General features: G+C 47.1%; 22 protein-coding genes and 1 other annotated feature. Of the genes, 18 read left to right on the top strand and 4 right to left on the bottom strand.

Annotated elements, in window-relative coordinates; translation table 11 throughout:
- Positions 1 to 3: 3 nt before the first annotated feature.
- The 11 genes from gndA to M1D67_RS13375 all read left to right on the top strand — a co-directional run bounded on the left by gndA (position 4) and on the right by M1D67_RS13375 (position 12,341).
- A complete protein-coding gene (gene gndA / locus M1D67_RS13425) occupies positions 4 to 1,413 on the top strand; it encodes an NADP-dependent phosphogluconate dehydrogenase (protein WP_020452102.1) in 1,410 nt (469 codons plus the stop codon).
- A gap of 115 nt (positions 1,414 to 1,528) precedes the next feature.
- Entirely contained in the window at positions 1,529 to 2,314 is a 786-nt protein-coding gene (locus M1D67_RS13420; protein ID WP_020452101.1) for a glucose 1-dehydrogenase, read from the top strand.
- A gap of 139 nt (positions 2,315 to 2,453) precedes the next feature.
- On the top strand, positions 2,454 to 4,115 hold the full coding sequence (locus M1D67_RS13415; RefSeq protein WP_479831339.1) for an alkaline phosphatase: 1,662 nt from the start codon (positions 2,454 to 2,456) through the stop codon (positions 4,113 to 4,115).
- Positions 4,116 to 4,262: 147 nt separating this feature from the next.
- Positions 4,263 to 4,571: a PTS sugar transporter subunit IIB gene (locus M1D67_RS13410; protein ID WP_020452099.1), complete on the top strand. Its 309-nt coding sequence runs from the start codon at positions 4,263 to 4,265 to the stop codon at positions 4,569 to 4,571.
- 5 nt (positions 4,572 to 4,576) lie between these two features.
- Positions 4,577 to 4,909, top strand: a complete 333-nt coding sequence (locus M1D67_RS13405; protein ID WP_145930192.1) for a PTS sugar transporter subunit IIA — start codon at positions 4,577 to 4,579, stop codon at positions 4,907 to 4,909.
- A 39-nt stretch (positions 4,910 to 4,948) separates the two neighbouring features.
- On the top strand, positions 4,949 to 6,265 hold the full coding sequence (gene celB, locus M1D67_RS13400; protein WP_035338357.1) for a PTS cellobiose transporter subunit IIC: 1,317 nt from the start codon (positions 4,949 to 4,951) through the stop codon (positions 6,263 to 6,265).
- A gap of 15 nt (positions 6,266 to 6,280) precedes the next feature.
- Positions 6,281 to 7,696 (top strand): glycoside hydrolase family 1 protein, encoded by a 1,416-nt coding sequence (locus M1D67_RS13395; RefSeq protein ID WP_023855144.1) that lies wholly within the window; start codon positions 6,281 to 6,283, stop codon positions 7,694 to 7,696.
- Positions 7,697 to 7,815: 119 nt separating this feature from the next.
- Entirely contained in the window at positions 7,816 to 8,529 is a 714-nt protein-coding gene (locus tag M1D67_RS13390) for a GntR family transcriptional regulator (protein WP_020452095.1), read from the top strand.
- A gap of 245 nt (positions 8,530 to 8,774) precedes the next feature.
- Positions 8,775 to 9,764, top strand: coding sequence for a TAXI family TRAP transporter solute-binding subunit (locus M1D67_RS13385; protein WP_023855143.1), 990 nt, complete (start codon positions 8,775 to 8,777; stop codon positions 9,762 to 9,764).
- Between the two features lie 101 nt (positions 9,765 to 9,865).
- Positions 9,866 to 10,384 (top strand): DUF1850 domain-containing protein, encoded by a 519-nt coding sequence (locus tag M1D67_RS13380; RefSeq protein ID WP_479831338.1) that lies wholly within the window; start codon positions 9,866 to 9,868, stop codon positions 10,382 to 10,384.
- The gene (locus tag M1D67_RS13375) at positions 10,377 to 12,341 is read left to right on the top strand and encodes a TRAP transporter permease (RefSeq protein ID WP_479831337.1); all 1,965 of its coding nucleotides are present in this window, start codon (positions 10,377 to 10,379) and stop codon (positions 12,339 to 12,341) included. The genes M1D67_RS13380 and M1D67_RS13375 overlap by 8 nt, the downstream gene beginning before the upstream one ends.
- 37 nt (positions 12,342 to 12,378) lie before the next feature.
- Here the strand turns inward: M1D67_RS13375 and zwf are convergent, their stop codons facing one another.
- Positions 12,379 to 13,842 carry a glucose-6-phosphate dehydrogenase gene (gene zwf, locus M1D67_RS13370; RefSeq protein WP_031304722.1) on the bottom strand — a complete coding sequence of 488 codons (1,464 nt, stop codon included), beginning with the start codon at positions 13,840 to 13,842 and terminating at the stop codon, positions 12,379 to 12,381.
- Between the two features lie 232 nt (positions 13,843 to 14,074).
- On the opposite strand from zwf, the gene rnz reads away from it, so the two are divergent.
- Together rnz and rpmG are read left to right on the top strand one after the other, a co-directional pair.
- Positions 14,075 to 14,998, top strand: a complete 924-nt coding sequence (gene rnz / locus M1D67_RS13365; RefSeq protein ID WP_020452090.1) for a ribonuclease Z — start codon at positions 14,075 to 14,077, stop codon at positions 14,996 to 14,998.
- Positions 14,999 to 15,114: 116 nt separating this feature from the next.
- Positions 15,115 to 15,264: a 50S ribosomal protein L33 gene (rpmG, locus tag M1D67_RS13360; RefSeq protein WP_003183271.1), complete on the top strand. Its 150-nt coding sequence runs from the start codon at positions 15,115 to 15,117 to the stop codon at positions 15,262 to 15,264.
- Positions 15,265 to 15,300: 36 nt separating this feature from the next.
- Here the strand turns inward: rpmG and M1D67_RS13355 are convergent, their stop codons facing one another.
- Positions 15,301 to 16,062 carry an alpha/beta fold hydrolase gene (locus tag M1D67_RS13355; RefSeq protein WP_033155092.1) on the bottom strand — a complete coding sequence of 254 codons (762 nt, stop codon included), beginning with the start codon at positions 16,060 to 16,062 and terminating at the stop codon, positions 15,301 to 15,303.
- Positions 16,063 to 16,181: 119 nt separating this feature from the next.
- Positions 16,182 to 17,252, bottom strand: coding sequence for an NADPH dehydrogenase NamA (gene namA / locus M1D67_RS13350; protein ID WP_479831336.1), 1,071 nt, complete (start codon positions 17,250 to 17,252; stop codon positions 16,182 to 16,184).
- Positions 17,253 to 17,388: 136 nt separating this feature from the next.
- On the opposite strand from namA, the gene M1D67_RS13345 reads away from it, so the two are divergent.
- Positions 17,389 to 18,993, top strand: a complete 1,605-nt coding sequence (locus M1D67_RS13345; protein WP_245117945.1) for a M20/M25/M40 family metallo-hydrolase — start codon at positions 17,389 to 17,391, stop codon at positions 18,991 to 18,993.
- Positions 18,994 to 19,056: 63 nt separating this feature from the next.
- On the opposite strand, the gene proC is transcribed toward M1D67_RS13345, so the two are convergent.
- Positions 19,057 to 19,878: a pyrroline-5-carboxylate reductase gene (gene proC, locus M1D67_RS13340; RefSeq protein ID WP_025811192.1), complete on the bottom strand. Its 822-nt coding sequence runs from the start codon at positions 19,876 to 19,878 to the stop codon at positions 19,057 to 19,059.
- Between the two features lie 44 nt (positions 19,879 to 19,922).
- Positions 19,923 to 20,124, bottom strand: a binding site (T-box leader).
- A 145-nt stretch (positions 20,125 to 20,269) separates the two neighbouring features.
- Between proC and M1D67_RS13335 the strand changes: the two genes are divergently transcribed.
- The 4 genes from M1D67_RS13335 to M1D67_RS13320 all read left to right on the top strand — a co-directional run bounded on the left by M1D67_RS13335 (position 20,270) and on the right by M1D67_RS13320 (position 23,728).
- Positions 20,270 to 21,223: an MBL fold metallo-hydrolase gene (locus M1D67_RS13335; protein WP_023855135.1), complete on the top strand. Its 954-nt coding sequence runs from the start codon at positions 20,270 to 20,272 to the stop codon at positions 21,221 to 21,223.
- Between the two features lie 9 nt (positions 21,224 to 21,232).
- Complete coding sequence (locus M1D67_RS13330; RefSeq protein ID WP_025811193.1) at positions 21,233 to 22,015, top strand: SDR family NAD(P)-dependent oxidoreductase; 783 nt, start codon at positions 21,233 to 21,235, stop codon at positions 22,013 to 22,015.
- A gap of 427 nt (positions 22,016 to 22,442) precedes the next feature.
- A complete protein-coding gene (locus M1D67_RS13325; RefSeq protein WP_026579336.1) occupies positions 22,443 to 23,165 on the top strand; it encodes a poly-gamma-glutamate hydrolase family protein in 723 nt (240 codons plus the stop codon).
- Positions 23,166 to 23,218: 53 nt separating this feature from the next.
- Positions 23,219 to 23,728, top strand: coding sequence for a DUF3189 family protein (locus M1D67_RS13320; RefSeq protein ID WP_023855132.1), 510 nt, complete (start codon positions 23,219 to 23,221; stop codon positions 23,726 to 23,728).
- Positions 23,729 to 24,165 lie beyond the last annotated feature (437 nt).

Genomic DNA, 24,165 nt, shown 5'->3' with positions numbered 1-24,165 from the left:
GACATGGCAAAACAACAAATAGGTGTAGTTGGTTTAGCAGTAATGGGAAAAAACTTGGCTCTAAACATTGAAAGCCGCGGGTTTACGGTTTCTGTTTACAACAGATCAAGCGAGAAAACGGAAGAGTTTCTGAAAGAAGCCGAAGGCAAAAACGTTGTCGGTACATACAGCATTGAAGAGTTCGTTCAATCTCTTGAAAAACCGCGCAAAATTCTGTTGATGGTCAAAGCTGGAACACCGACAGACGCAACGATTCAATCGCTCCTGCCTCATCTTGAAAAAGGCGACATTTTGATTGACGGCGGAAATACATATTATAAAGATACGCAGAGAAGAAACAGAGAGCTGGCCGAAAGCGGCATTCACTTCATCGGCACCGGTGTTTCCGGCGGTGAGGAAGGCGCTCTGAAAGGTCCTTCTATCATGCCAGGCGGACAAAAAGAAGCCCATGAGCTTGTCAAGCCGATTCTTGAAGCCATTTCTGCAAAAGTAGACGGCGAACCGTGTACGACATACATCGGTCCAGACGGCGCCGGCCATTATGTAAAAATGGTTCATAACGGCATCGAATACGGAGACATGCAGCTGATCTCAGAATCATACTTTATTTTGAAACACATTGTCGGTCTGTCTTCAGATGAGCTTCACGAAGTCTTCTCCGAGTGGAATAAAGGAGAGCTTGACAGCTATCTGATTGAAATCACGGCTGATATTTTCACGAAAAAAGACGAGGAAACTGGCAAGCCGCTCGTTGACGTCATCCTCGATAAAGCAGGTCAAAAAGGCACAGGAAAATGGACGAGCCAAAGCGCTCTTGACCTGGGCGTGCCGCTTCCGATCATTACGGAATCCGTTTTCGCCCGCTTCATTTCTTCCATGAAAGAAGAGCGCGTCAAAGCAAGCAAGCTTCTGACAGGTCCTGAAGCGAAACCGGCCGCCGAGAACAAAGAAGAGCTGATCGAAGCGGTCAGAAAAGCACTCTTCATGAGCAAAATCTGTTCTTACGCACAGGGCTTCGCTCAAATGAAAGCCGCATCAGAAGAATACGGCTGGGATTTGAAATACGGCGATATCGCGATGATCTTCCGCGGAGGATGCATCATCCGCGCGGCGTTCCTGCAAAAAATCAAAGAAGCGTATGACCGCGATCCGGGGCTTGACAACCTGCTTCTTGATCCTTACTTCAAAAATATCGTTGAAGGCTATCAGGGCGCTCTCCGCAAAACGATTTCTCTTGCGGTTGAACAAGGAATTCCTGTACCTTGCTTCTCAAGCGCTCTCGCTTATTTTGACAGCTATCGCACTGCGACATTGCCGGCCAACCTGATTCAGGCGCAGCGCGACTACTTTGGCGCACATACGTATGAGCGTACAGATAAAGAAGGCATTTTCCACACTGAGTGGATGAAATAAGATGTAAAACCGCAAGCTGAAAAGCTTGCGGTTTTTTGATTTCGGAAGGATGCATGTTTAAGCGCTTCTGTGGAAACCTACTCAAAAGAGAGTTTCAATAAGGAGGAATTAACCCATGTATCCGAGTTTAGAGGGAAAAACGGTGGTTATTACAGGGGCGGGTACAGGTCTTGGAAAAGCGATGGCACTTCGCTTCGGTTCTGAAAAAGCCAATGTAGTGATCAATTACTTCAAGGAAGAAGAAAATCCTGAAGAGACGGTGAAGAAAATAGAAAACAGTGGAGCGCGCGCGATTGCCGTTCAAGGAGATGTCTCAAAAGAAGACAATGTAAAAGCGCTGATTAGACAGGCTGTTGATTCATTCGGTTCCGTTGATGTGATGGTGAACAACGCTGGGGTGGAAAATGAAGTACCTTCTGAGGATTTGTCTCTGGAAGACTGGAACCGCGTCATATCAACTAATTTGACAGGGATGTTCTTAGGATGCCGGGAAGCGATCGGCTATATGCTCGATCATAATATTAAAGGCTCGGTCATTAATATGTCGAGCGTCCATCAGCAAATCCCGTGGCCGCATTTTGTCCATTATGCGGCAAGCAAGGGCGGGGCAAAACTGCTGACGGAAACCCTTGCCCTTGAATATGCCCCGAAAGGAATTCGGGTAAATGCGATCGGACCCGGTGCGATCGATACGCCGATTAACGCCGAAAAATTCGCTGATCCCGAATTGAAAAAAGGCGTTGTTGAATTGATTCCGATCGGGTATATCGGAAAGCCGGAGGAAGTCGCGGCTTGCGCGGCCTGGCTTGCATCCGAAGAAGCGAGCTATGTGACGGGCCTGACGCTGTATGTGGACGGCGGAATGACGAAATACCCGGGATTCCAAGCTGGAAAAGGATGAAAAGAAGGCGGGGTGCCTTCTTTTCATCATAAGCCCAAAAAAATTTACATAAGATTAATAGAAAGCAAAAGTGCTGTTTACATAGCAATGATAGTGTAGGTTTGTCAACAAAAAGCGGTTATGGAGGGAGTACATAAGAATGGGTTTCTTACGCAACAGAATCGTCGGCATTACACTGGCAGGCGCAGTCGCTTTAGGATCAGCGGGAACAGGCAGTGCAGCAATGGAAACAGCGAAAAAGAAGGAACAACCAAAGGTCAAAAACGTGATCATGATGGTCATGGATGGAACAAGCTCTTCTGCAACAACATTGGCACGCTGGTATAAAGACGAACCGCTCGCGATGGACCAGATTGTCAGCGGCGGTGTCCGGACGCATTCGGCAGAATCGGCGATCACTGATTCTGCACCTGCAGCAACTGCGATGGCAACGGGACGAAAATCAAATTCTTCCTATATTGGAGTGCTGCCTTCAAAGGTGAATACACCAGGTGTCGAGAAGGTCGGTAAAAAAGATCAATACCGGCCTGTGGCAAACGTGCTCGAAGGCGCCAAACAGAAGGGAAAAGCAACTGGCATTATTGCAACCTCTGAAATTCAGCATGCCACGCCTGCCGGCTATTCCGGCCATCATAAGGACCGCAATAACTTTGAAGTGCTCGGTGAACAGCAGGTTTATCAAAACATGGACGTTGTCCTTGGCGGAGGAAAAGAATCGCTTCAGCCGGGGACAAAGGATAAAAGCCGCAAAGACGGTGAAGACCTTGTCAAAGTGCTCAAAGATAAAAAGTACGATTTTGTTGAAACGAAAGATCAGCTCCTCAAGTCAAAATCGAAAAAAATTTGGGGCGCATTCTCACAGCGCGATCTCGCGTATGACATGGACCGCCGTGCAACGCATCCAGAGCAGCCGACGATTGCGGAGATGACGAAAAAATCGATTCAGACGCTTTCTAAAGACAAGGACGGTTTCTTTTTATTCGTGGAAGGAAGCAAGCCTGACTGGGCAGCGCATCAAAACGATCCGATCGGCATGATCAGCGATGTATTGGCATTTGATAACGCGGTGAAAGAAGCGCTTGAATTCGCTAAAAAAGACAAACATACAATGGTTATTGCCGTCTCAGACCACGGCAACAGCGGCATCTCCATCGGCAACAGCAACACGACGAAAGGCTATGACACAACGCCGGTATCAGCCTATATCGATCCGCTGAAAAAGGCTAAAATGACGGTGGAAGGCGCAACCGGCAAATTAAAAGACGATTTATCGAATATCGAAGAAGCGGCAAAGCTTTACGGACTTGATGATTTAACGCCGGCAGAGAAGGAACAGCTGAAAAGCGTGAAAAACAAAAAAGAAGCGGCTTCATTATTCACCAAGCTGCTCAGCAACCGAGCCAACATCGGATTCACAACAGGCGGTCATACAGGTGAAGATGTCTTCCTGTATTCGTACGGTCCCGAAAAGCCGCAGGGGCTCGTCGATAACACCGGCATCGCTAAAACGATGGCAAAAGCAATGGGCTTCAACTTAGACAAATTAACAAACGAATTATTTATCGAAGCAAAACAGGCATTTAAAAAAGCCGGAGCCAGCGTAACGATCGATCAGAAAGATCCGGCTAATCCAGTTCTTGTCGCATCGCGCAAAAAAGGGAAAGCCGAAATGCCGGTGAACAAAAACCTCATCAGAATCAACGGAAAGGAATATGAATTAGACAGCGTGATTGTTGAAAGCAATGGATCCTTCTACGTGCCGAAGGAAGCAGTTCAGCTGTTCAAAAAATATGCCCGATAATTTGTTTGGCCCCCCTCTTGAAAGAAGAGGGGGTTTTTATTATTCAAAATAAATACATACATTTATTTTTATATGTCTAGACATATAAAAATAAAAAGATATAATAATAGTTGTGTGAAAGCGCTTTTAATAAAGGAGGATATGACGATGAAAAAGATTTTACTTGCATGCAGTTCGGGTATGTCGACAAGTCTCCTTGTCACCAAGATGGAGGAATACGCGCATTCAATCGGTGACGAGGCAAAAATTTGGGCGGTCGGACAGGACCAGGCAAAAAAAGAGATGGCAGAGGCAAACGTCGTTCTCATCGGCCCGCAAATGAGCTTTTTAAAAGGCGAGCTGCAGAAAGAAGCAGAACAGTACGGTACTAAGGTTGATGTGATTGATATGATGGCTTACGGAATGGCAGACGGAAAGAAAGCTTATGAACAGGCGCTCAGCTTGATCGGAGATTGATGATGATGGGAAAATTAAAACTCGAAAAATTAACAGGCGAACAAATTTGCTTTCAGCTCATTCTTCATAGCGGAAACGCCCGCAGCAAAGTCATTCAGTCCATCAGGGCATACCGCGCCGGCAGCGTTCAGAAAGCAGAGGAGCTGCTGCACCAGGCTGAAGCCGATTTGCAGCAGGCCCATGATATTCACTTTCAAATGATTCAAAAAGAAGCGGGCGGGGAAAAAAGTGAGTTCTCTTTGCTGCTCTTGCACGCGGAGGACCATTTGATGTCGACGCTCACGATGAAGGAACTTGTGTCCGAATTATTGGAATTATTCAAAGAGAAAAATCTATGATTCGCACTGTATGGCAAAATCGAAGGGGGATAAGAGACCATGTTTGAAAAATTGAGCAACCTCTTGGTGCCGATTGCCGGGAAGCTGAATAACAACCGGTATTTAGGCGTGCTGAGGGATGCGTTTATGCTGGCTTTTCCGCTCACCATTTTCGGATCGATCATTGTCGTTTTAACCAATTTGCCGTTTCTCAATAAAATGATGAGCAAATCGGCGCTTGAAACGTTCCAGTCGGCTTTAAGCATAGCGCCGAGCGCAACGATCAGCATTATGTCCGTTTTCGTCGTGTTCGGGATCGGGTATTATTTATCCAAAACTTATGAAGTCGAAGCGGTTTTTGGAGGAGTCGTCGCTTTGGCATCGTTCCTTCTGCTGACTCCGTTTGTATTAAACGGCGAAGGAGGGGAGGTGATTCCGAACGTCATCCCGATTGACAGGCTCGGTGCGAAAGGGATGTTCCTCGGAATGATTACCGCCTTTACATCCGCGGAGATTTTCAGATTTTTTGTCCAGAAAAACTATACGATCAAAATGCCCGCCGGCGTTCCACCTGCTGTAGCTAAATCTTTTGCCGCGCTGATTCCGGCGGTGATGACCTTGTCCGTCTACTTGGTCATCAATATCCTTGTGACCCAAGCGTTCAATACGAATATGCACGATTTAATTTACAATCTGGTACAGGCTCCGCTTGTCGGCCTTGGAAGCGGTATCATTCCGACCTTGATTGCTATATTTTTTACTCAGCTTCTCTGGTTTTTCGGACTCCACGGGCAAATTATCATCAACTCTGTTATGGATCCGATCTGGAATACGCTTTCGATCGAAAATTTGAATAGCTATACCGCAACAGGGGAAGTTCCGCATATTATCAATAAGCAGTTTATGGAAGTGTACACCGTCGGAATGGGCGGAACCGGGATGACACTGGCCGTGATTATTGCCATCCTGCTGTTTATGAAGAGCAAGCAAATGAAGCAGGTCGCAAAACTCGGAGCAGCGCCGGGGATTTTCAACGTAAATGAACCGATCATTTTCGGCCTGCCGATCGTCATGAACCCGCTCATTTTTATTCCGTGGGTGATCTCGCCGATGATCGTCACTTTAATTACGTATTTCGCAATGGCGTCCGGGCTTGTGCCGCCGCCGACCGGGGTCACGATTCCTTGGACTGTGCCGATTTTTATCAGCGGAATGATGGCGACCAATTCGCTTGCCGGTGGCATTCTACAGATTGTGAATTTAGCCGTTGTCTTTATGATCTGGTTCCCGTTTTTGAAATTCATCGACCGGATGAATATGAAAAAAGAGCAGGAAATCAATGCAGCGGAACAAGATCAGACAACGCTAGGACTTTAAAAGGAGATTGATGACATGTCAAAAACAGAACTGCAGCTAGAACAAATTCAATACCGTTTTCCAAAAGGTTTCTGGTGGGGGTCGGCGGCATCCGCGACTCAGACTGAAGGAGCGGCGGCTGAAGGAGGCAAAGGAAAGAACATTTGGGATCACTGGTACGAAAAAGAGCCGAACCGATTTTTTGACGGAGTAGGCCCTGAGAAGACTTCGCGTTTTTACGAGACTTACAGAGAAGATATTCAGCTGATGAAGGAGCTCGGCCACAACTCTTTTCGTTTCTCCATTTCGTGGGCCCGTCTGTTTCCTGAAGGAAAAGGGCGGTTGAACGAGGAAGGAGCTGCCTTTTATAACCAAGTCATCGATGAGCTGCTGGCGGCTGGGATCGAGCCTTTTGTCAACCTTTATCATTTTGATATGCCGCTTGCGCTCCAGCATATCGGCGGATGGGAAAACAGGCAAGTCGTCGATCACTTTGTTTCATACGCGGAAACGTGCTTCCGGCTGTACGGGGATCGTGTGAAAAAATGGTTTACCCACAATGAACCGATCGTTCCTGCTGAAGGCGGCTATTTATACGATTTTCATTATCCGAACATCATCGACTTTCAAAAGGCCGTCCAGGTCGCATACCATGAAATTCTTTCAAACGCCAAAGCGGTCGAAGCCTACCGCAGACTCGGAGGCGACGGCAAAATCGGCATCATTTTAAATTTAACGCCATCCTATCCGCGAAGCCAGCACCCGGCAGATGTGAGAGCTTCTGAAATAGCTGACGCTTTCTTTAACCGGTCGTTTCTTGATCCTGCCGTTAAGGGTGAGTTTCCGCAGCTTTTAACAGATATTTTAAAAGAAAAAGGCTATTTGCCTGTCATGGAAGAAGGAGACTTGGAGCTGATCAAAAATCACACTGTCGATCTGCTCGGCATCAATTATTATCAGCCGAGACGGGTGAAAGCGAAGGAGCACATGCCTCATCCGGACGCGCCTTTTATGCCGGAGCGTTTTTTTGACCATTATGAAATGCCCGGACGAAAAATGAACCGCCACCGCGGCTGGGAAATATACGAAAAAGGAATCTATGATATTTTAATGAATGTCAAAGAAAACTATGGAAATATTGAATGCTTTATTTCTGAGAACGGAATGGGTGTTGAAGGAGAAGAGCGTTTCCGCGGCGAAGACGGCATAATCCGCGATGACTACCGAATTGCGTTTATCGAAGAACACTTAAAATGGGTGCACAGAGCAATTCAGGAAGGAGCGAATGTCAAAGGTTATCACCTTTGGACATTCATGGACAACTGGTCATGGACGAACGCCTATAAAAACCGCTACGGATTTGTATCTGTCAACCTTGACAAAAACGGCGAACGAACGATTAAAAAAAGCGGATACTGGTTTAAGAAACTTGCCGAGAACAACGGTTTTTAAAAAGGACTCGGGCTAAAAGATGGTCTGTTGGGCCATCTTTTTATTTCCGCTTCAAAACCGATATAATGATAAGGAAGGTGTTACAAGCATACAGAATCCTTAGTAATGGTGGTTAAAACATGAGAAAATACGAATATATTTCAAACGAAATGAGGAGGCGGATTCAGGAAGAATACTATCCGATTGATCAGCCCATACCTGATGAGCTTTCTCTCGCCAAAGAATTTTCCTGCAGCAGAATGACGATGAAAAGAGCCCTCGATATTCTCGTGTCAGAAGGCATGCTGTACCGCAAGCGCGGACACGGCACCTTCATAGTAAAATCATCGATTCAGCAGCTTCCCGTCAGTGTGACAGACCGCGAAAACCTCGGGCTGACCAAGCTTCTCGCCAATAAACAAATCGAAAGCCGCATCATTCAATTTGATGTCGAATTCCCTTCAGATGAAGTGGCTAAGCAATTGTCAATCGAAAAGACCGTTCCGGTGTATCATATCATCAGGCTCAGAAAGGTTGAAGGCGAACCGTATGTCATTGAAGAAACGTATATGCCTTCGAATGTCATCTCTGAATTAAATGAAGACGTTCTTCACGGCTCCGTTTACCGGCACATCACCGAGACGCTGAAACTGACAATCGCCGGCTCGCACCGGAAGATCAGGGCGGATAAGTCGAATGCGCTCGACCGAGAGTACTTGGAATGCGCCCCTGACGATCCGGTTCTTGAAGTTGAACAGGTCGCTTTTTTAAATACGGGAGAACCGTTTGAATATTCTTTTGCAAGGCATCGCTACGACAAGTTTGTGTTTTCCAGCGTCCATGTTCGGAAATGAAAAACCTGCATAACCGCGGGTTTTTTGTTTTGTCATGCAATCTTCCAGCACGCTTGTCCTCCGAGGGGATCGTGGGCTACCATCGCTTTAGCGGACGGGAATTTCCGAGGCCGTGCGCATATTCAGAACCAGCTGCTCATAAAATTAACTAAATAATTAGAAATAAAACAATATATTGACAACTAATACATTTTTCGTGGTACGATAGGATTGTTATTTGTCCAACAAGCAAAGGGGGAGAATGAATGAAAAAGTGGAAAAGCTTATCATGGATTGTATTGCTGCTGACGCTTGTCATGGGATTGGCAGCGTGCGGAAGCGGCAATGCATCAGGAAATAAGGACGGCGGATCTGCGTCAAAAGGATCAGAAAGCTACAGTCTGCTGACAGGGGGAACCGGCGGTACATATTATCCGCTCGGCGGTCAATTTGCAAACCTTTGGGAGGATGCAACAGGAGACAAATTTACGACGCAGACTACAGGTGCTTCTGCTGAAAACATGGCAACTCTGCAAAAAGGGGAAGCTGAGGTCGCTTTTTCTCAGACGGACATTGCCACTTATGCCATAGAAGGCAAAGAAATGTTTAAAGAAAAAATTGAAGGAATCAAGGCGATTGCCGCCCTGTATCCTGAAACTGTACAGATTGTAACAACGGAAAAAAGCGGAATCAATTCGATTGAAGATTTAAAAGGCAAAACGGTTTCCGTGGGTGCTGCGGGTGCAGGGGTCAACATTAATGCCAAGCAGATTTTGGAGGTTCACGGGATGTCTTTTGACGACATCAAACCGCAAAACCTGTCTTTTGAAGAGTCGACCGACGGCATTCAGTCAGGCGCGATCGATGCCGCCTTCATCACGGCTGGAACGCCTACCGGGGCTGTCGAAGGGCTTTCTGCGCAAAATAAAATAAAAATTTTAAATATTGAAAAAGATAAGCAGGAAAAGCTGATGGAAAAGTATCCGTTCTATGCTGAGGATACGATCAAAAAAGGCACCTACGGCATCGGGAGCGATATGAACACGGTCGCTGTCAAAGCGATGCTCGTCGCATCCGACAAGATGGATGAGGACACCGTCTATAAAATGACGAAAGCGCTGTTTGAAGCCGATAAAATCAATCATGCCAAAGGCGAATTTATCAAGCCTGAAACCGCGCTTGAAGGATTGGGCGATATTGAAATTCATCCTGGAGCGGCTAAATATTTCAAAGAAAAAGGGATAGAAAAATCGTAAAGCCGCAGGCAGATAAGCGATGAACAAGCCCGGACAATCGATAGACCGTTGCAATGAAACATCGGTCTATCGTTTTTCTATTCGGCAGGGGATTTGGAAAAATGGGGAAATTTAAAATTGTAAAACGGCTTGTGCCGGCGCTGATTATTGCCGCTTTTGCAGCGGCATGCCTGATTCCTTATCAGACCGCTGTCGTGTTCGAGAAAGAGGACAGCGGCGAGATCATCGCTTTTCTTCCCCTCCAAAAGAAGAAAAGCTTTGATGTGATCTATACGCATTCCATCCATCGGACAGAAGTGATCGAATCGTATGTGTGGGAAAAAGGAATGATTCGGCAGACCGCTCTGACCTATCATGATCCGGCCGTCGGGATGCCGGCAAACGCGGAGCAAGGTGAAAGGCTCGTCATCAATAACGGTGTCTATACCATTTCGGATATGAAGAGGACCTTTCCGTTCATTGACATGCGGATCGGAAGGGTGAGGGCGAATCACAGGATCAAGTATTCAGGCGCTGAACATGAGTTAAAGCGGTACATCCGCCCCGGCACATGGACAAGGATGAATGTCCGAAAACTAAATGTCTTGCAACAACTGAGGGGAGTGAAGATCAATGACTGAGCAGCTTTCGGAAAAAGATCAGCAGGAACTGCTGGAGAAATACGATCCTGAAGCGGGGACGAGAAAGCTCAAAGGGTTGACGGGGGTCATTGCATTTGTCGGCCTGCTCGCTTTTTCTTTGTTTCAATTATACACAGCCATTTTTGGCGTTTTTCCGGCTCAAATTCAAAGGTCGGTTCATTTAGGATTTGCGCTCGGTCTGATTTTTTTATTGTTTCCGGCGACAAAAGGTTTACGTAAGACCGGCAAATTCAAAGTCGCCTGGTATGACGCAATCTTAGCCGTATTAGGAGCGGGCGTCGGCGCTTATTGGGTTGCCAATTATGAAACGATTGTAGGCGGGATCGGATTGATCACGGAAACGGACTTTTATGTCGGACTGTTGGCAGTCCTGCTCGTATTGGAAGCGACAAGACGTGCTGTCGGGTTGCCGATTACGATCATCGCCGGCCTGTTTCTTTTGTACGGCCTTTACGGCTCGTATCTACCGGGCTTTTTGTCTCACAACGGCCTGACGCTGGAAAGGCTCGTTCAGACGATGTATTTTACGACGGAAGGAATTTTGGGCACGCCGCTCGCTGTGTCTTCGACATTCATCTTCCTGTTCATCCTGTTCGGTTCATTTCTTGTCAGAACCGGTGTGGGGCAGTATTTTAATGACCTTGCTGTGGCGATCGCCGGACGAAGCACTGGCGGACCGGCAAAAGTCGCGATTTTTTCAAGCGCGCTTCAGGGAACGATCAGCGGAAGCTCTGTCGCCAATGTCGTCACTTCCGGATCGTTTACGATTCCGATGATGAAAAAACTGGGCTATAAAAAAGAATTTGCCGGTGCAGTCGAAGCTTCCGCATCTACAGGCGGACAGCTGATGCCTCCGATCATGGGAGCCGCCGCCTTTTTAATGGTTGAGTTCATCGGCGGAGGTATTACGTACTGGGATATCGCGAAAGCCGCGATAATTCCGGCTGTTTTGTACTTTACGGGCATCTGGATTATGACTCACTTTGAAGCGAAGCGCCTCGGCTTGCGCGGTTTAACGAAAGAAGAAATGCCGAACCGCAAGGAAGTATTCAAAAAGATTTATTTGCTGCTTCCGATCGTTTCGGTCGTCTTTTTGTTAATGTCGGGCATTACAGTCATGCATGCCGCTTTGTATTCGATCGTTCTGGCGATCCTGGTCGGTTTGTTCAACAGGGAAACGCGAATGGGTCTTAAAGGGATTGTGCTGGCTCTCGCGGAAGGAGCGAGAATGGCGCTTTCCGTTGCGGCGGCAACGGCAGCTGCCGGCATCATCGTCGGAGTCGTCACAAAGACGGGTCTCGGCCTCAAACTTGCAAACGGCCTGCTCGATTTGGCAGGAGGCGCATTGCTGCCTTCGCTCTTTTTGACAATGATCGCCGCTCTTGTTCTCGGAATGGGATCGCCGACGACGGCAAACTATGTAATTACGTCAACGATTGCCGCACCAGCCTTGATTTTGCTGAATGTTCCTGATCTGTCGGCCCACTTGTTCGTGTTTTATTTCGGCATCGTAGCTGACATTACACCGCCCGTTGCTTTGGCCGCATTTGCCGCCGCCGGTGTTGCGGGAGGAGAGCCGATCAGAACGGGGATCAATTCAGCAAAGCTTGCGATTGCCGCTTTTATCATCCCGTATGTATTCGTCCTGTCTCCGGAGCTTCTCATGATTGACGCACATTGGTATGAAATTCTCTGGGTGATCTTTACCGCATTGTCCGGAATGATTGCCATCGGTGCGGGCATGATTGGATTCTGGATGAGAAAAGTGTTCTGGTTTGAAAGAATAATGGCGGCTGCCAGCGGTCTTCTGCTGATTTATCCGGAGGGCTATTCCGACATAATCGGTCTCGGCATATTCCTTCTGTTGTTCGTTCTTCAGCTGATGTGGAAGCGGGACAAAAGCCATCCAGAAGAAATGCAGGCCTTAAAAGCATAAATAAAAAAACAGCCTTCAATGTGAAGGCTGTTTTTTATTAAAGCGGCCACCAATGAAAGCCGTCTTTTGCGAGCAGGTCATCAGAAGCTTTCGGTCCCATAGAGCCCGCCTCATAGTTAGGGGAAAGGGTTTTGTTTTCCTCCCAGTTTTGAGAAATCGCATCAACAAAACTCCAGGAAAGCGCAACTTCATCCCAGTGGGCAAAGTTTGTCGCGTCTCCGTGCAAACAGTCCAAAATCAGCTTTTCATAAGCTTCAGGCGTGTTGATGCCGTCCCCGCAGTTATGGCAGTAGTCGAGCTTGATCGGCTGGGCAAAAGTGCCGCCTCCAAGCTTCCTTGCGTTTAAATGAAGGGTGATGCCTTCATCCGGTTGAATATGGATCACCAGCAGGTTAGGATGCATCGTGTTGCCGTTTCCGTAATAAAGATTCATCGGAATGTCTTTAAATTGGACGACAATCTGGGTTGATTTTTTCTGCATCCGTTTCCCTGTCCGGATGTAGAACGGCACACCGGCCCATCTGAAGTTGTCGATCAGCAGTTTGCCGGCAACGAACGTTTCCGTATTCGACTCTTTTGCTACATTTTGCTCATCGCGATAAGCTGGAACCTGTTTTTCGTCAACGACACCCGCGTCATACTGGCCGCGCACAAAAAACTGATCGACTTCGTCTTTTCGAATCGGACGAAGGGCTCTGAGCACCTTCACTTTTTCGCTGCGGATCTCTTCCGTGTTCAGCTTGATCGGCGGTTCCATCGCAAGCAGCGCCACCATTTGAAGAATGTGGTTTTGAACCATGTCTCGAAGCGCACCGGATTTTTCATAATATCTCGCTCTGTCTTCCACACCCAAATCTTCACTTGACGTGATTTGAATGTTCGAGATGTATCTGTTTGTCCAAAGCGGCTCAAAAATCGCGTTGGCAAAGCGGATGACTTCGATGTTCTGCACCATTTGCTTTCCTAGATAATGGTCAATCCGATAGATTTGATCTTCTGTAAAGGCTTCACGAATTTCCTGATTCAAGGATTTTGCGCTCGGCAGATCATGTCCGAAAGGCTTCTCGATCACGAGCCTTGACCAGCCTGTTGTTGAAGTGACACCCTCTGATTTTAGGAACTTTGCAATCGTTCCGAAAAATTCAGGAGCCATCGCTAAGTAAAACATCCGGTTATTCGGAATATCATATGTACTTTCCAGCTTCTCTAAAAGTTCGTTCAATTCCCGGTATGAGCCGGAATTTGTAACATCAAAAGGATGATAGTAGAAGTGAGATGTAAACTCGTCTACATCCTTTTCGTTTAACGGAAACTTCGAAACCGATTGCTGTACGGTACTGCGAAAGTCTTCATTTGTCCAAGGGCGTCTGCCGACTCCGACAACCGCGAATTCATTCCCGATTTGTCCGTTTTCGTAGAGCCTGTGGATAGAAGGATATAGTTTTCGTTTTGCCAAATCCCCTGTTGCGCCAAATATTACGATAACTGCTTTTGGTTCCATTTGATCTTTTTTCAATTAAACGTACCTCACTTTATTCGAAGCTAAGTTTATTTTCTTCATTTTAAAGCTAATAATCCCTTAAAGCAAACATTTGAGATCGAATCGTATGAAAAGTTTACTGAAAACGGGCAGGGTATTTAGTTGCATAGCATGGCGTGAAGCCGGCGTTTCTTTTTTCTCAGACTTCCTGTATGCTTGTGATAGATGAAGTTTTTAGCAGGAGGAAAGGATATTGGAGTTATTATTTTTAGGAACGGGAGCAGGCATCCCCGCAAAAACGAGGAATGTCACATCCGTTGCATTGAAGCTTTTAGAAGAAAGGCGGTCTGTTTGGCTGTTTGACTGCGGGGAGGCCACACAGCATCAAATTTTACATACATCGATCAAGCCCAGAAAAATTGAAAAGATTTTTATTACCCATCTTCACGGCGATCATGTATACGGGCTTCCGGGTCTTGTCAGCAGCCGCTCTTTCCAGGGAGGAGAAGGTCCGCTGACCGTGTACGGACCGCAAGGAATCAAAACGTTTCTTGAAACGGCGCTTGACGTATCGGGGACGCATGTCACATATCCGCTTGTGATTAAGGAGATTGAAGAAGGGACAGTCTTTGAAGATGACCAGTTTATCGTGACGGCGAGAAGCGTATCTCACGGCATCCCCGCTTTTGGATACCGCGTGCAGGAAAAAGATGTTCCAGGCGCACTTGACGCCGAAGCGCTGAAAGAGACCGGAGTCTCGCCTGGCCCTGTTTATCAAAAGCTGAAAAACGGGGAGACGGTCACATTGGAAGATGGCCGGAAGATTCGCGGTGCAGACTTTATCGGACCGCCGAAAAAAGGGCGGATTGTCGCTTTTTCCGGAGATACGAGGCCATGCGAGAATGTGAAGAAGCTTGCCGAAAAAGCCGATGTCCTCATCCATGAAGCAACATTTGCGAAAGGCGACAGGGAGCTTGCCGGAGACTATTATCACAGCACTTCAGAACAAGCGGCGGAAACAGCGCGGGAGGCCTGCGCAAAAGAACTGATTTTAACCCATATCAGTGCAAGATACCAGGGGGAAAACGTGCTTGAACTGGTCAATGAAGCGAAAGCGATCTTTCCTGATACCGTGGCAGCTTTTGACTTTTATGAGCATGAGATCAAAAGAACTTGAGTGGCATTCGAAGCTTCTTTGTTCCGGCAATGCGGGACGGGAAGCTTTTTTGTTGACACGGTTTTAAAATGGTGTATAATAAAGCGTAATCATTACGTTTTGATAAGGAGGACAACATGAGAGTCAAAATTACATTGGCGTGTACTGAAACAGGGGACCGCAATTATATTACGACAAAAAACAAACGTACAAATCCGGATCGCCTGGAATTGAAAAAATATTCTCCGCGTCTGAAAAGGCACACGATACACCGAGAAACAAAATAACAAAAAACCAGCAGAATGTCTGCTGGTTTTTTTTGTTTAATTGGCGGCTTGATAAGCGTATGTTTGCTGCTGTGCGGCATACCACACATCATAGATCGCAAGCTGGACGATGTGGGGCTCATCATGATGGATCAAATGCGAGCTGTTTTTCGCTTGAATCCAGCCGCTTTGATGCGAAAGAGACAGCAGTCTGCTGTGAAGCTTCAGCCACTCGTGATGAGCCTGTTTCGCCGCCTCCGTTCTTTTTCCAGCCGAAAGGACGAGCAAAGGAACCGAACCGAGGTGTTTCTTTTCCTGCTTCAGAATGTCCAGGCTTTGTTGGAAGTCCTCATGGGACCCTTCGATCGAAAACTGTTTGCTGTAGTCTTCTTTTAATGTTTCCGGAAGAAGAGGCAGCACTGTTTCCTCCTGATCTTCACAAGCGGGATCAAGCAGCACCATGCCGATGACTTCATCGCTGTACCGGCTTGCAAACAACCTTGCAATGACGGCGCCGAACGAATGGGCAACAAACAGGTATGGTGGTTTGACGCCTGCTGCTGCAAGCAGCGCTTTTAGTTCCTTCACCATCTGATCCGCTGTTCTTTTGCTGCTGCTCGGCCCGCTGTTGCCAAGGCCTGCACGGTCGTATGCAAACAAGCCGAGATCTTCGTCTATATCGGGTAAAATGGGCTGCCAAGTCTTTGAAGAAGAACCGTAGTCCGCTTCAAAAATAATGGTTGCGTTCTTTTTTCCTTTTCTCTGCTTTGTGTAAAACATGCATCCTTCAACTGTATATATTCTTTCCGTTATGGTCATAGAGGTCATCCTCTCTCTGTATATGGTGTTCTATTAGGAAAGACGCACGAACAAGGATGTTCGTTTCTCACGAGTTTGAAAAAAAGAAATATCCCGCCTTGAGGCGGGATATCAGCAACTTACCAGGCTCTGTCGTACTGAACAGGTCCTCCAATTTTTGTGTTCAGCTGTTTGGCAGCGGTTTTCGGCCAGTATGGATCTCTCAGCAGCTCTCGCGCAACGAAAATGAGATCTGCGCGTCCATTTTGGAGGATTTCCTCAGCTTGAAGGCCGCTTGTGATCAACCCGACTGCACCTGTCTGGATTTCGGCTTGGGCGCGAATTGTATCGGCGAAGCCGACTTGATAGCCCGGGAAGACGTTGATGTCGGCAGGCACGACTGCACCGGAGCTGACATCGATCAAATCAACGCCCTGTTCTTTCATCCATTTGGCGAAACCGACATAATCGGCGACATCAAGGCCTTTTGTTTTGTAGTCTGAAGCTGAAACGCGTACGAACAATGGCCCGTCCCAGACTTCTTTTACAGCGTCGATGACTTCGCGAAGCAGCCTGTAGCGGTTTTCCGGTGATCCTCCATATTCATCCTCGCGTTTGTTGGAAAGCGGTGATAAAAATTCGTTGATCAAATATCCGTGGGCCCCATGAATCTCAATGATGTCAAAGCCGGCGGCTTTCGCGCGTTCAGCTCCTTTTTTGAAAGCCTGAACGGTTTCTTTTATGTCTTCTTTTGTCATTTCAATAGGTGTTCGCGAATTTTCGTCGAAAGGAAGAGCTGAAGGCCCGTAGATTGTACCTTCGACCTCGGCTTTTCTTCCGGCGTGTGCCAGCTGAATCGCCGTTTTGCTGCCGTACGGCTTGATTTGTGACGTTAATGCGGCAAGTCCGTCAATATGCGCGTCATCCCATATACCAAGATCCTGATCGGAGATTCTGCCCTCTGGGGTGACGGCGGTAGCTTCTACCATGATCAGTCCGACTTGTCCGACGGCGCGGGAGATGTAGTGGGTCATGTGGAACGGCTGCACTTTTCCATCCTTTTCATGGGAGGAATACATGCACATCGGCGACATGACAATCCGGTTTTTTAGTGTAACTCCTTTTAAACTCCATGGTGTGAACAGTTTTCTATTACTCAAATTTTTTCGCCTCCCGTAAGTTTTCGCCTCGATTATACCAATTCTGCCCATTCACGTCATATAAACTGCTCAAGTCATTTCCATATGTAAGAATGTTCAGTACAATAAAGTTGTTCACATTCTATTTTTTACTAAATACGATATTTGCATACACCTGCGGAAAACAGCGAAAGAGGGGGTTTGCTTTGTGAAGTGGCAGACAGTGGAAGAACTGAAACAGCTGCTCATTACTCTAGTTCAATACGAAAGCATCTCAGACACGGCCGGAGAAGTGGCGCTTGCGAAGTATATGCATGATTTATTAAAAGACCGTTCGTACTTTCAAAAGAATCCTGAATATTTAAAGCTTCACCCGATGGAAGACGGGCGTTATTTTCTAACCGCCCTCGTCAAAAAGGAAGAGAAATCAAATACGGTGCTCCTCTTGAGCCATTTTGACGTGGTCGATACGGCAGACTACGGCGAATTCAAACATATGGCATGCAAAGTCCCGGAACTCATGGATGTATTAAATGATAAAAAAGAACTTTTGCCTGAACGGGTCAGAAGTGACTTGGAAAGCGGCGAGTGGCTGTTTGGAAGGGGAAGCATGGACATGAAAGCGGGTCTTGCTGTTCAATTTTCGATGCTGGAACGGGCGATGAACGGAGAATTTGACGGAAACCTTCTATTAATTACGGTTCCGGACGAAGAAGTCAACTCACAGGGGATGCTTGAAGCTGTACCCGCACTGAAAGCTTTAGAAGAGGAATTTGGCCTTCATTATACATCATGCTTAAATTGTGAGCCGATGTTTGAAAAGCATCCGGGAGATCAGAAGCAATACGTCTATTCAGGCAGCATCGGCAAAGCGCTTGCCGGATTTTTCTGCAAAGGGATTGAGACGCATGTCGGCGAGCCGTTTGCAGGGGTGAATGCGAATTTAATGGTGTCCGAAATCAACAGGCTGCTCGAATTAAACGTTGACTATTGCGAAGAAGCGGATGGAGAAGTGACGCCTCCCCCGGCCAATCTGATGCAAAAAGATTTGAAGGAAGCGTACTCGGTTCAGACTCCTCACGCAGCGGTGTCGCTCTTTAATGTGCTGATGATGGAGCGTTCCGCCGCCGAGCTCCATCACATGCTGCTTGACACAGCCAAGGAAGCGGCCGCCAATATTCAAACAAATATTGAGCGTAAAACGGCCGAATATCAGCGATTTGAAGCATTCACGCCAATGAATCCGATCGTTTCCGTGCTGACGTTTGAGGAGCTGTGGAACAAAGCAAAGGAAAAGGCCGGGAAGTCCGAGGCGGAGCGCATACTCAACTTTGCATTTGCCAACAGGGGGAAGCTTGGAGACCGCGATTTTTCAACGAAAATCGTGTCTGAATTGGCTTCGCTCTGCAAAGAAGATGCTCCGATGATCGTTCTGTTTTACAGTCCGCCGTTTTATCCGGCTGTTTCTTCAAAGGACGATCCTTTGATCCGAAAGGTGATGAAAGATGTGAAACAGTATGCGGCCGACAGGTACGGTATTGAATTTACAGAAGTCCAATATTTTCCCGGCCTGTCCGATTTAAGCTACCTTCAGCTGCAAAAGCAGTCTGTCGATGCGTTCACATCCAATATGCCGCTGTTTCAACACGGCTATTCATTGCCTAAAGGACGAGAAAACGCACTGTTTGTGCCGGTCATCAATATCGGGCCGGCCGGCAAAGACCCTCATAAATGGACGGAACGCCTCCATGTGCCGTTTTCATTCGGAAAGCTGCCCGATATCCTTCGGCTGGCGATACACAAGCTTCTCTAAGTATACGGACGGGGCCGCTTGGGGAAAAATCGGGAACAAGCGATACGCTGTCTCCCGGTTTTTTTAAATTTTGGCCGCAAACATATCCCTGATTTCCGCAGAACGATTCGCCGCTTCTTTGACGCAGGATATGACGATCTGTTCGAATTGATGGTCGTCAAGCACCCGAAGGCCCGCTTCTGTTGTCCCTCCGGCGCTTGTAATCTCTTTTCTCATGACAGAAGGGTTCCTGCCGGTTTCAAGCATTTGAGCCGCACCTGACATCATATCGATAATCAGCTGTTTCGCCGTTTCTTCAGGAAGTCCCAATTCCGCAGCTGACGCCTGCAGGGCTTCGACAAATCGATAAACAAAAGCGGGGCCGCTTCCGGCTACTGCTGTCACCGCATCAAGGGCAGATTCCTCAACGATTGCAACGCTTCCGACTGTCGCAAAGAGGTCAGCTGCTTCCCGCATCTGCTCTTTCGTCACGAGCGGGCTTGCCGCAAAGGCTGTGGCTGATTTTTGAATGGCGGCCGATGTATTCGGCATGGCCCTTACAACTGGCAGATCAAGCCCGGCGTAGTGCTGGATCGTGCGAATCGGAATGCCTGCAAGGACTGAAATCAGCAGCTGATCTTTTCGCAAATAGGGGCGGAGTGCGGCCATTCCGGCCGCCGCGTCCTTCGGCTTCATCGCCAAAACGAGTGTATCCGAACGGGCGGCGACTTTTGCCGTATCGGCTTCTCCGCACACCCCGTATGTCTCGCTTAACTCACGAAGTCTGGCCGTATTCGACTGATTCGTAACGAATATCGCTTCCGGCTCCATCGCACCGCTTTTGACAAGCCCCTTAATCATCGCTTCAGCCATCGAACCGGCTCCGATAAATCCCATTCGTTTCATTATGAATTCCTCCTTCTAAAAAACAAAAAAACCTTTCCGTCTTCACAAAGGACGAAAAGGTTTCGCGGTACCACCTTCATTAGCATATACATGCTCAGCTCTTGCCCCGTAACGCGGGATACGTTTAGGTTTGCCTAAGCGCTCTGAGGGCAGGTTCAACATGCAAGCGGGCTGTGAAATCTTTCAGCCGTGGATTTCACTCTCTTTCACCATTGCTTGTTTACTATTCCTCTTCATTGCGTCTTCAATCATTTACCTGCATATATTTGTTGTTCATTATGCTATGAGGAATGATGAAATGTCAACAGGCATTTGAAGCAAAAATGACATGCGCGGGAGAAAAAGGTAAAATATGATCAACATCAATTCGCAGGATGAGGAGAATCAAACGATGAAAGACGCAAGAATCATTCCTATTTCACTGCCGACTCCGTTTGCAGTCGGAGACGTCAACATTTATTTGGTCAGAGGCGAGGCGCTGACTCTGGTCGATGCCGGGCCCAACACAAAGGAGGCGGCCGCCGTTTTGAAGAAAGAGCTGGCCGGCCAGGGACTGTCATTAAACGATATTGACCAGGTCGTTCTGACCCATCATCACGCTGATCACGCCGGACTGCTGGACGAATTCCCCGCAGGGGTCAACATCATCGGCCATCCGTTCAATGAACCGTATATCAGCCAAAATCCCGATTTTATTGAAAAACAAAAGGCCTTTTTTACATACCTGTATCAGCGATTCGGCGTTCCCGGCGATATGAAGCCGCCGGGGCTTACGGTAAAAGCGTCGTACCGGTTTTCCTGTAATCGGACTTTGACAGAGACCGTTTCAGAAGGCGCGCAAATTGACGGGCTTGAAGGGTGGAGGGTTCTTGAGACGCCCGGACACGCCGCTTCACATATTGTCCTTTATCATGAGGAGCTTGGAAGCATGCTCGGAGGAGACTTGCTGTTAAAGCCGTCTTCTTCAAATCCGCTTCTTGAAGTGCCGCAAAAAGGAGAAAGGCGCCCGACTCCGCTGCTGGACTATTTGAAATCGCTCGGCAGGCTGCGGGAGCTTCCTCTTAACATTATTTATCCCGGCCACGGGGAGGACATCACAAAAGTGAATGAGCTTGTCGCCAAAAGGCTGGAAAAGCAGCGAAACAGAGCCGAAGAGGTGTACCGCATCCTTACTGAAAAACCGCATTCACCTTATCAGATATGTCAAAAACTGTTCCCTGCAGTCTATGAAAAAGAGCTGTTTTTAACGATGTCAGAAACGATTGGGCAGCTTGACGATTTGGAATCCCAAGGGAGGATCGGAGCAGAAACGGCCGATGGAATCGAGTACTATTACGCAAAGTAGGTGACGAACATGCAGCAAAAGTTGAAAGAGCAAAACGTGATGATTACAGGAGCTTCAGGAGGACTTGGGGAACGGATCGCATACCATGCCGCCAAGGAAGGAGCCGAGGTCATTCTGGCTGCGCGCAGAAAAGACCGCCTCATGGCTTTGAAGCAAAACATCGCCGATGAAACCGGTGCAAAATGCCGCATAATCGCATTGGACGTCAGCCGGACGGATGACATAAAAGCGGCATTCCAAGAGGCCGGTCCGGTTGATATTCTTGTGAACAACGCGGGATTCGGTATTTTCGAAAACGCGCTTGACGCTTCCCTTGAAGATATGAAAGCGATGTTTGAGGTCAACGTATTCGGTCTGATCGCCTGCACGAAAATGGCACTCCCGCATATGATCAGGCAAGACAAAGGCCATATTATCAACATCGCCTCGCAAGCGGGCAAATTAGCGACGCCCAAGTCAAGCCTTTATGCGGCAACAAAGCATGCTGTGCTCGGGTATTCAAACAGCTTGAGAATGGAGCTTGCCGAAACGAGGGTCAACGTGACAACGGTCAATCCTGGACCGATTCAAACCGACTTTTTTAAGACGGCCGATAAAAGAGGGGATTATGTCAAAAGCGTCGAGAGATGGATGCTTGATCCGGATCAGGTTGCTAAGAAAGTCGTCTCGGCAATGATGACGAACAAGCGAGAAATTAATCTTCCAGGCTGGATGAACGGCGTCAGCAAACTCTATCAGCTCTTCCCAGCCCTGGTTGAACGAGCAGGCCGGAGCGCTTTCTATAAAAAATGATCGTCTCTGAAAGGAACGGAATCGTCCGTTTCTTTTTTATTTGCATTTTTTTAGATGATCTCCTGTCAGAGAGGCTCAAAATATCATATAAAGACAGGGAGACTTTGTCCCTCTTCAAACCGCTGCACCGAACCTGTGCTTCCTTCTATAGGCTTTGCTTGATCTGAAGGCACCTGTCCCGTCTGAGGCAATCGATATAAAAATACTGTATGCCGAAAGATTCCGTGCTTCCGGGAACACGTGCCGGCCGCTGATGAAAAATAAGGTAAAGGTCGCTTTCGTTATGCTGTTCTTCTTATATAAAATGGCAACTGGGTGACGAAAAGGAGTAATATTTTACCATTTATTGAAATTCTCTCATCCCGGCCGAAACATGATATCACGTGATACTCGCAACAAAATACACGATAAAAGGAGTTTCTTAACGGTGCAGGAAGAATGGAACCCATTGATGAAAAATCGTTGCATCATCTGGTTAGTCACGGGGATTTGCTTAACGGTCATCTTTCAATTTCCGCTGCAGAGCGTCGCTTCATCTGCAGACAAATACGCCAATTTTGCCGAGCTTGCCGAACATGAAACAGAAGGAGAAGATTATCAAATCGAATATACAGACATGGGCACCGAACTGCTGATTCTTTCGCCGCACGGCGGAGGAATCGAAGGAGGTGTCAGTGAACTTGTCCGCGCCTTCAGCGCCGATTATTCCACTTACTTATTCGAAGGAATCAAACCCTCGCAAAACTGGGATCTTCACATCACAAGCAATCATTTTGATGAACCGCAGGCCGTCAAAGCGGTCAAAGAGCACAACTATACGCTGGCTTTTCATGGATATCATGACATCGTTGAACATACGCTTGTAGGAGGAACGGATACCGGAGGGGCGAAAGCGATTGTCAGAGCGCTGCACAACCAAGGTTTTTCAGCGGAGCTGGTCAGCCCAAGCCACCGGCTTGCAGGGGGAAATCCCGAAAATATCAATAATCAATGCAAAACAGGTCAAAGCATTCAATTGGAAATCAGCACGCCTCAACGAGAGGCTTTTTTTTCGGAGTTCGGCCTGTGGACGCGGGCAAGTTCTAAAAATGAGACGTTCCAAACGTATGTCTCAGCTGTTAAAGAAGTTCTGGAAACGCGGTATAAATAAGATTGTATATTTGGGTCACATTAAAACTAAAGACATTTAAGAGGGTGAGTATGTTGATCTATATATACAACTGTTACGGCGGCACTCATTCTTCTGCACTTGCCGCCGCTTATCATCTGAAAAAGCTCCCATTCAGCAGAAAACCGTCGAAAAACGAAATTTTAAGCACCGACTGTTTTAATCAATTAAGTCCGAAGGAAATGGGAAAATTAATCTTTCACGGTCTTGATGAAGAAGGCCACCAGGTGTACACGATCGGCAGAGGATCATCAAAAGCGGTCATTCCAGCCATGCTGGGCGTTTTTGAGCTGTTTGAAAAAAACGGAAAACTGCAGGAAAAAGTCGTTTTTTCAAACACGTCTCCGACTGTGCCCATTGCGATGACATTCGGCGGTTTATTTTCAAGAAGGCTGAAAATCGATCCGATCGGGGTTCCTTTGCTGGTGCTCGGAGCGCAGCAGGCATACAAAGACATCATCAAACTGGTGCAGCAAACAAAAGACCGTTCAAAAACGACTTCTTCGGTGATCGAAGTGCTGGATAACAATTTCATAAAAAAATGAACATCTAAACAGCTTCCAGTATGATGAGTCTTTCGGCTTCCATATCGGAAGCGTTTTTTTATTTTTTAAATATAGTAATTGTATTTTAAAAAGGACATTTTCTAAAAAATTGAATATAAGATAGAGGATATTGTTGAAATAGGACGAATCTATAACCTTAGAATTACTTTTCATAAATTTACTTCTTTGTAAATTTGAAGGGTAGAGATCAAGGATTTCCCTTCCACTTTGCTAGAGAATACTATCTGAAAGAAGAAACGGGGGGTTAAAAAGACGGCTGCAATCGTTATGAGAAGCAGCGATTTTATATTGGGAAATTCAATCTGTGACACTTTAAATGATAGAAGTGTAGTTTTGAAAATGAAAATCAGCGTGATAAGAGACGGAAAATTAGAATGATGTTATTTTTTTAGAATAACAAATGGAGCCGTCTGTCT

The organism is Bacillus sp. PK6-025 (genome assembly GCF_056530265.1).
The sequence above is the reverse complement of the archived record's forward strand: the minus strand, read 5'-3'. Positions and strand labels throughout refer to the sequence as shown.

Coding starts and splice junctions, on each gene's coding strand:
- rpmG (WP_003183271.1), top strand. CDS start 15,115: ATGAGAGTCAAAATTACATTGGCGTGTACTGAAACAGGGGACCGCAAT.
- M1D67_RS13410 (WP_020452099.1), top strand. CDS start 4,263: ATGAAAAAGATTTTACTTGCATGCAGTTCGGGTATGTCGACAAGTCTC.
- M1D67_RS13335 (WP_023855135.1), top strand. CDS start 20,270: ATGAAAGACGCAAGAATCATTCCTATTTCACTGCCGACTCCGTTTGCA.
- M1D67_RS13395 (WP_023855144.1), top strand. CDS start 6,281: ATGTCAAAAACAGAACTGCAGCTAGAACAAATTCAATACCGTTTTCCA.
- M1D67_RS13355 (WP_033155092.1), bottom strand. CDS start 16,062: ATGACCATAACGGAAAGAATATATACAGTTGAAGGATGCATGTTTTAC.
- M1D67_RS13415 (WP_479831339.1), top strand. CDS start 2,454: ATGGGTTTCTTACGCAACAGAATCGTCGGCATTACACTGGCAGGCGCA.
- celB (WP_035338357.1), top strand. CDS start 4,949: ATGTTTGAAAAATTGAGCAACCTCTTGGTGCCGATTGCCGGGAAGCTG.
- namA (WP_479831336.1), bottom strand. CDS start 17,252: ATGGGCAGAATTGGTATAATCGAGGCGAAAACTTACGGGAGGCGAAAA.
- proC (WP_025811192.1), bottom strand. CDS start 19,878: ATGAAACGAATGGGATTTATCGGAGCCGGTTCGATGGCTGAAGCGATG.
- zwf (WP_031304722.1), bottom strand. CDS start 13,842: ATGGAACCAAAAGCAGTTATCGTAATATTTGGCGCAACAGGGGATTTG.
- M1D67_RS13390 (WP_020452095.1), top strand. CDS start 7,816: ATGAGAAAATACGAATATATTTCAAACGAAATGAGGAGGCGGATTCAG.
- M1D67_RS13385 (WP_023855143.1), top strand. CDS start 8,775: ATGAAAAAGTGGAAAAGCTTATCATGGATTGTATTGCTGCTGACGCTT.
- gndA (WP_020452102.1), top strand. CDS start 4: ATGGCAAAACAACAAATAGGTGTAGTTGGTTTAGCAGTAATGGGAAAA.
- M1D67_RS13420 (WP_020452101.1), top strand. CDS start 1,529: ATGTATCCGAGTTTAGAGGGAAAAACGGTGGTTATTACAGGGGCGGGT.
- M1D67_RS13405 (WP_145930192.1), top strand. CDS start 4,577: ATGGGAAAATTAAAACTCGAAAAATTAACAGGCGAACAAATTTGCTTT.
- M1D67_RS13330 (WP_025811193.1), top strand. CDS start 21,233: ATGCAGCAAAAGTTGAAAGAGCAAAACGTGATGATTACAGGAGCTTCA.
- M1D67_RS13375 (WP_479831337.1), top strand. CDS start 10,377: ATGACTGAGCAGCTTTCGGAAAAAGATCAGCAGGAACTGCTGGAGAAA.
- M1D67_RS13380 (WP_479831338.1), top strand. CDS start 9,866: ATGGGGAAATTTAAAATTGTAAAACGGCTTGTGCCGGCGCTGATTATT.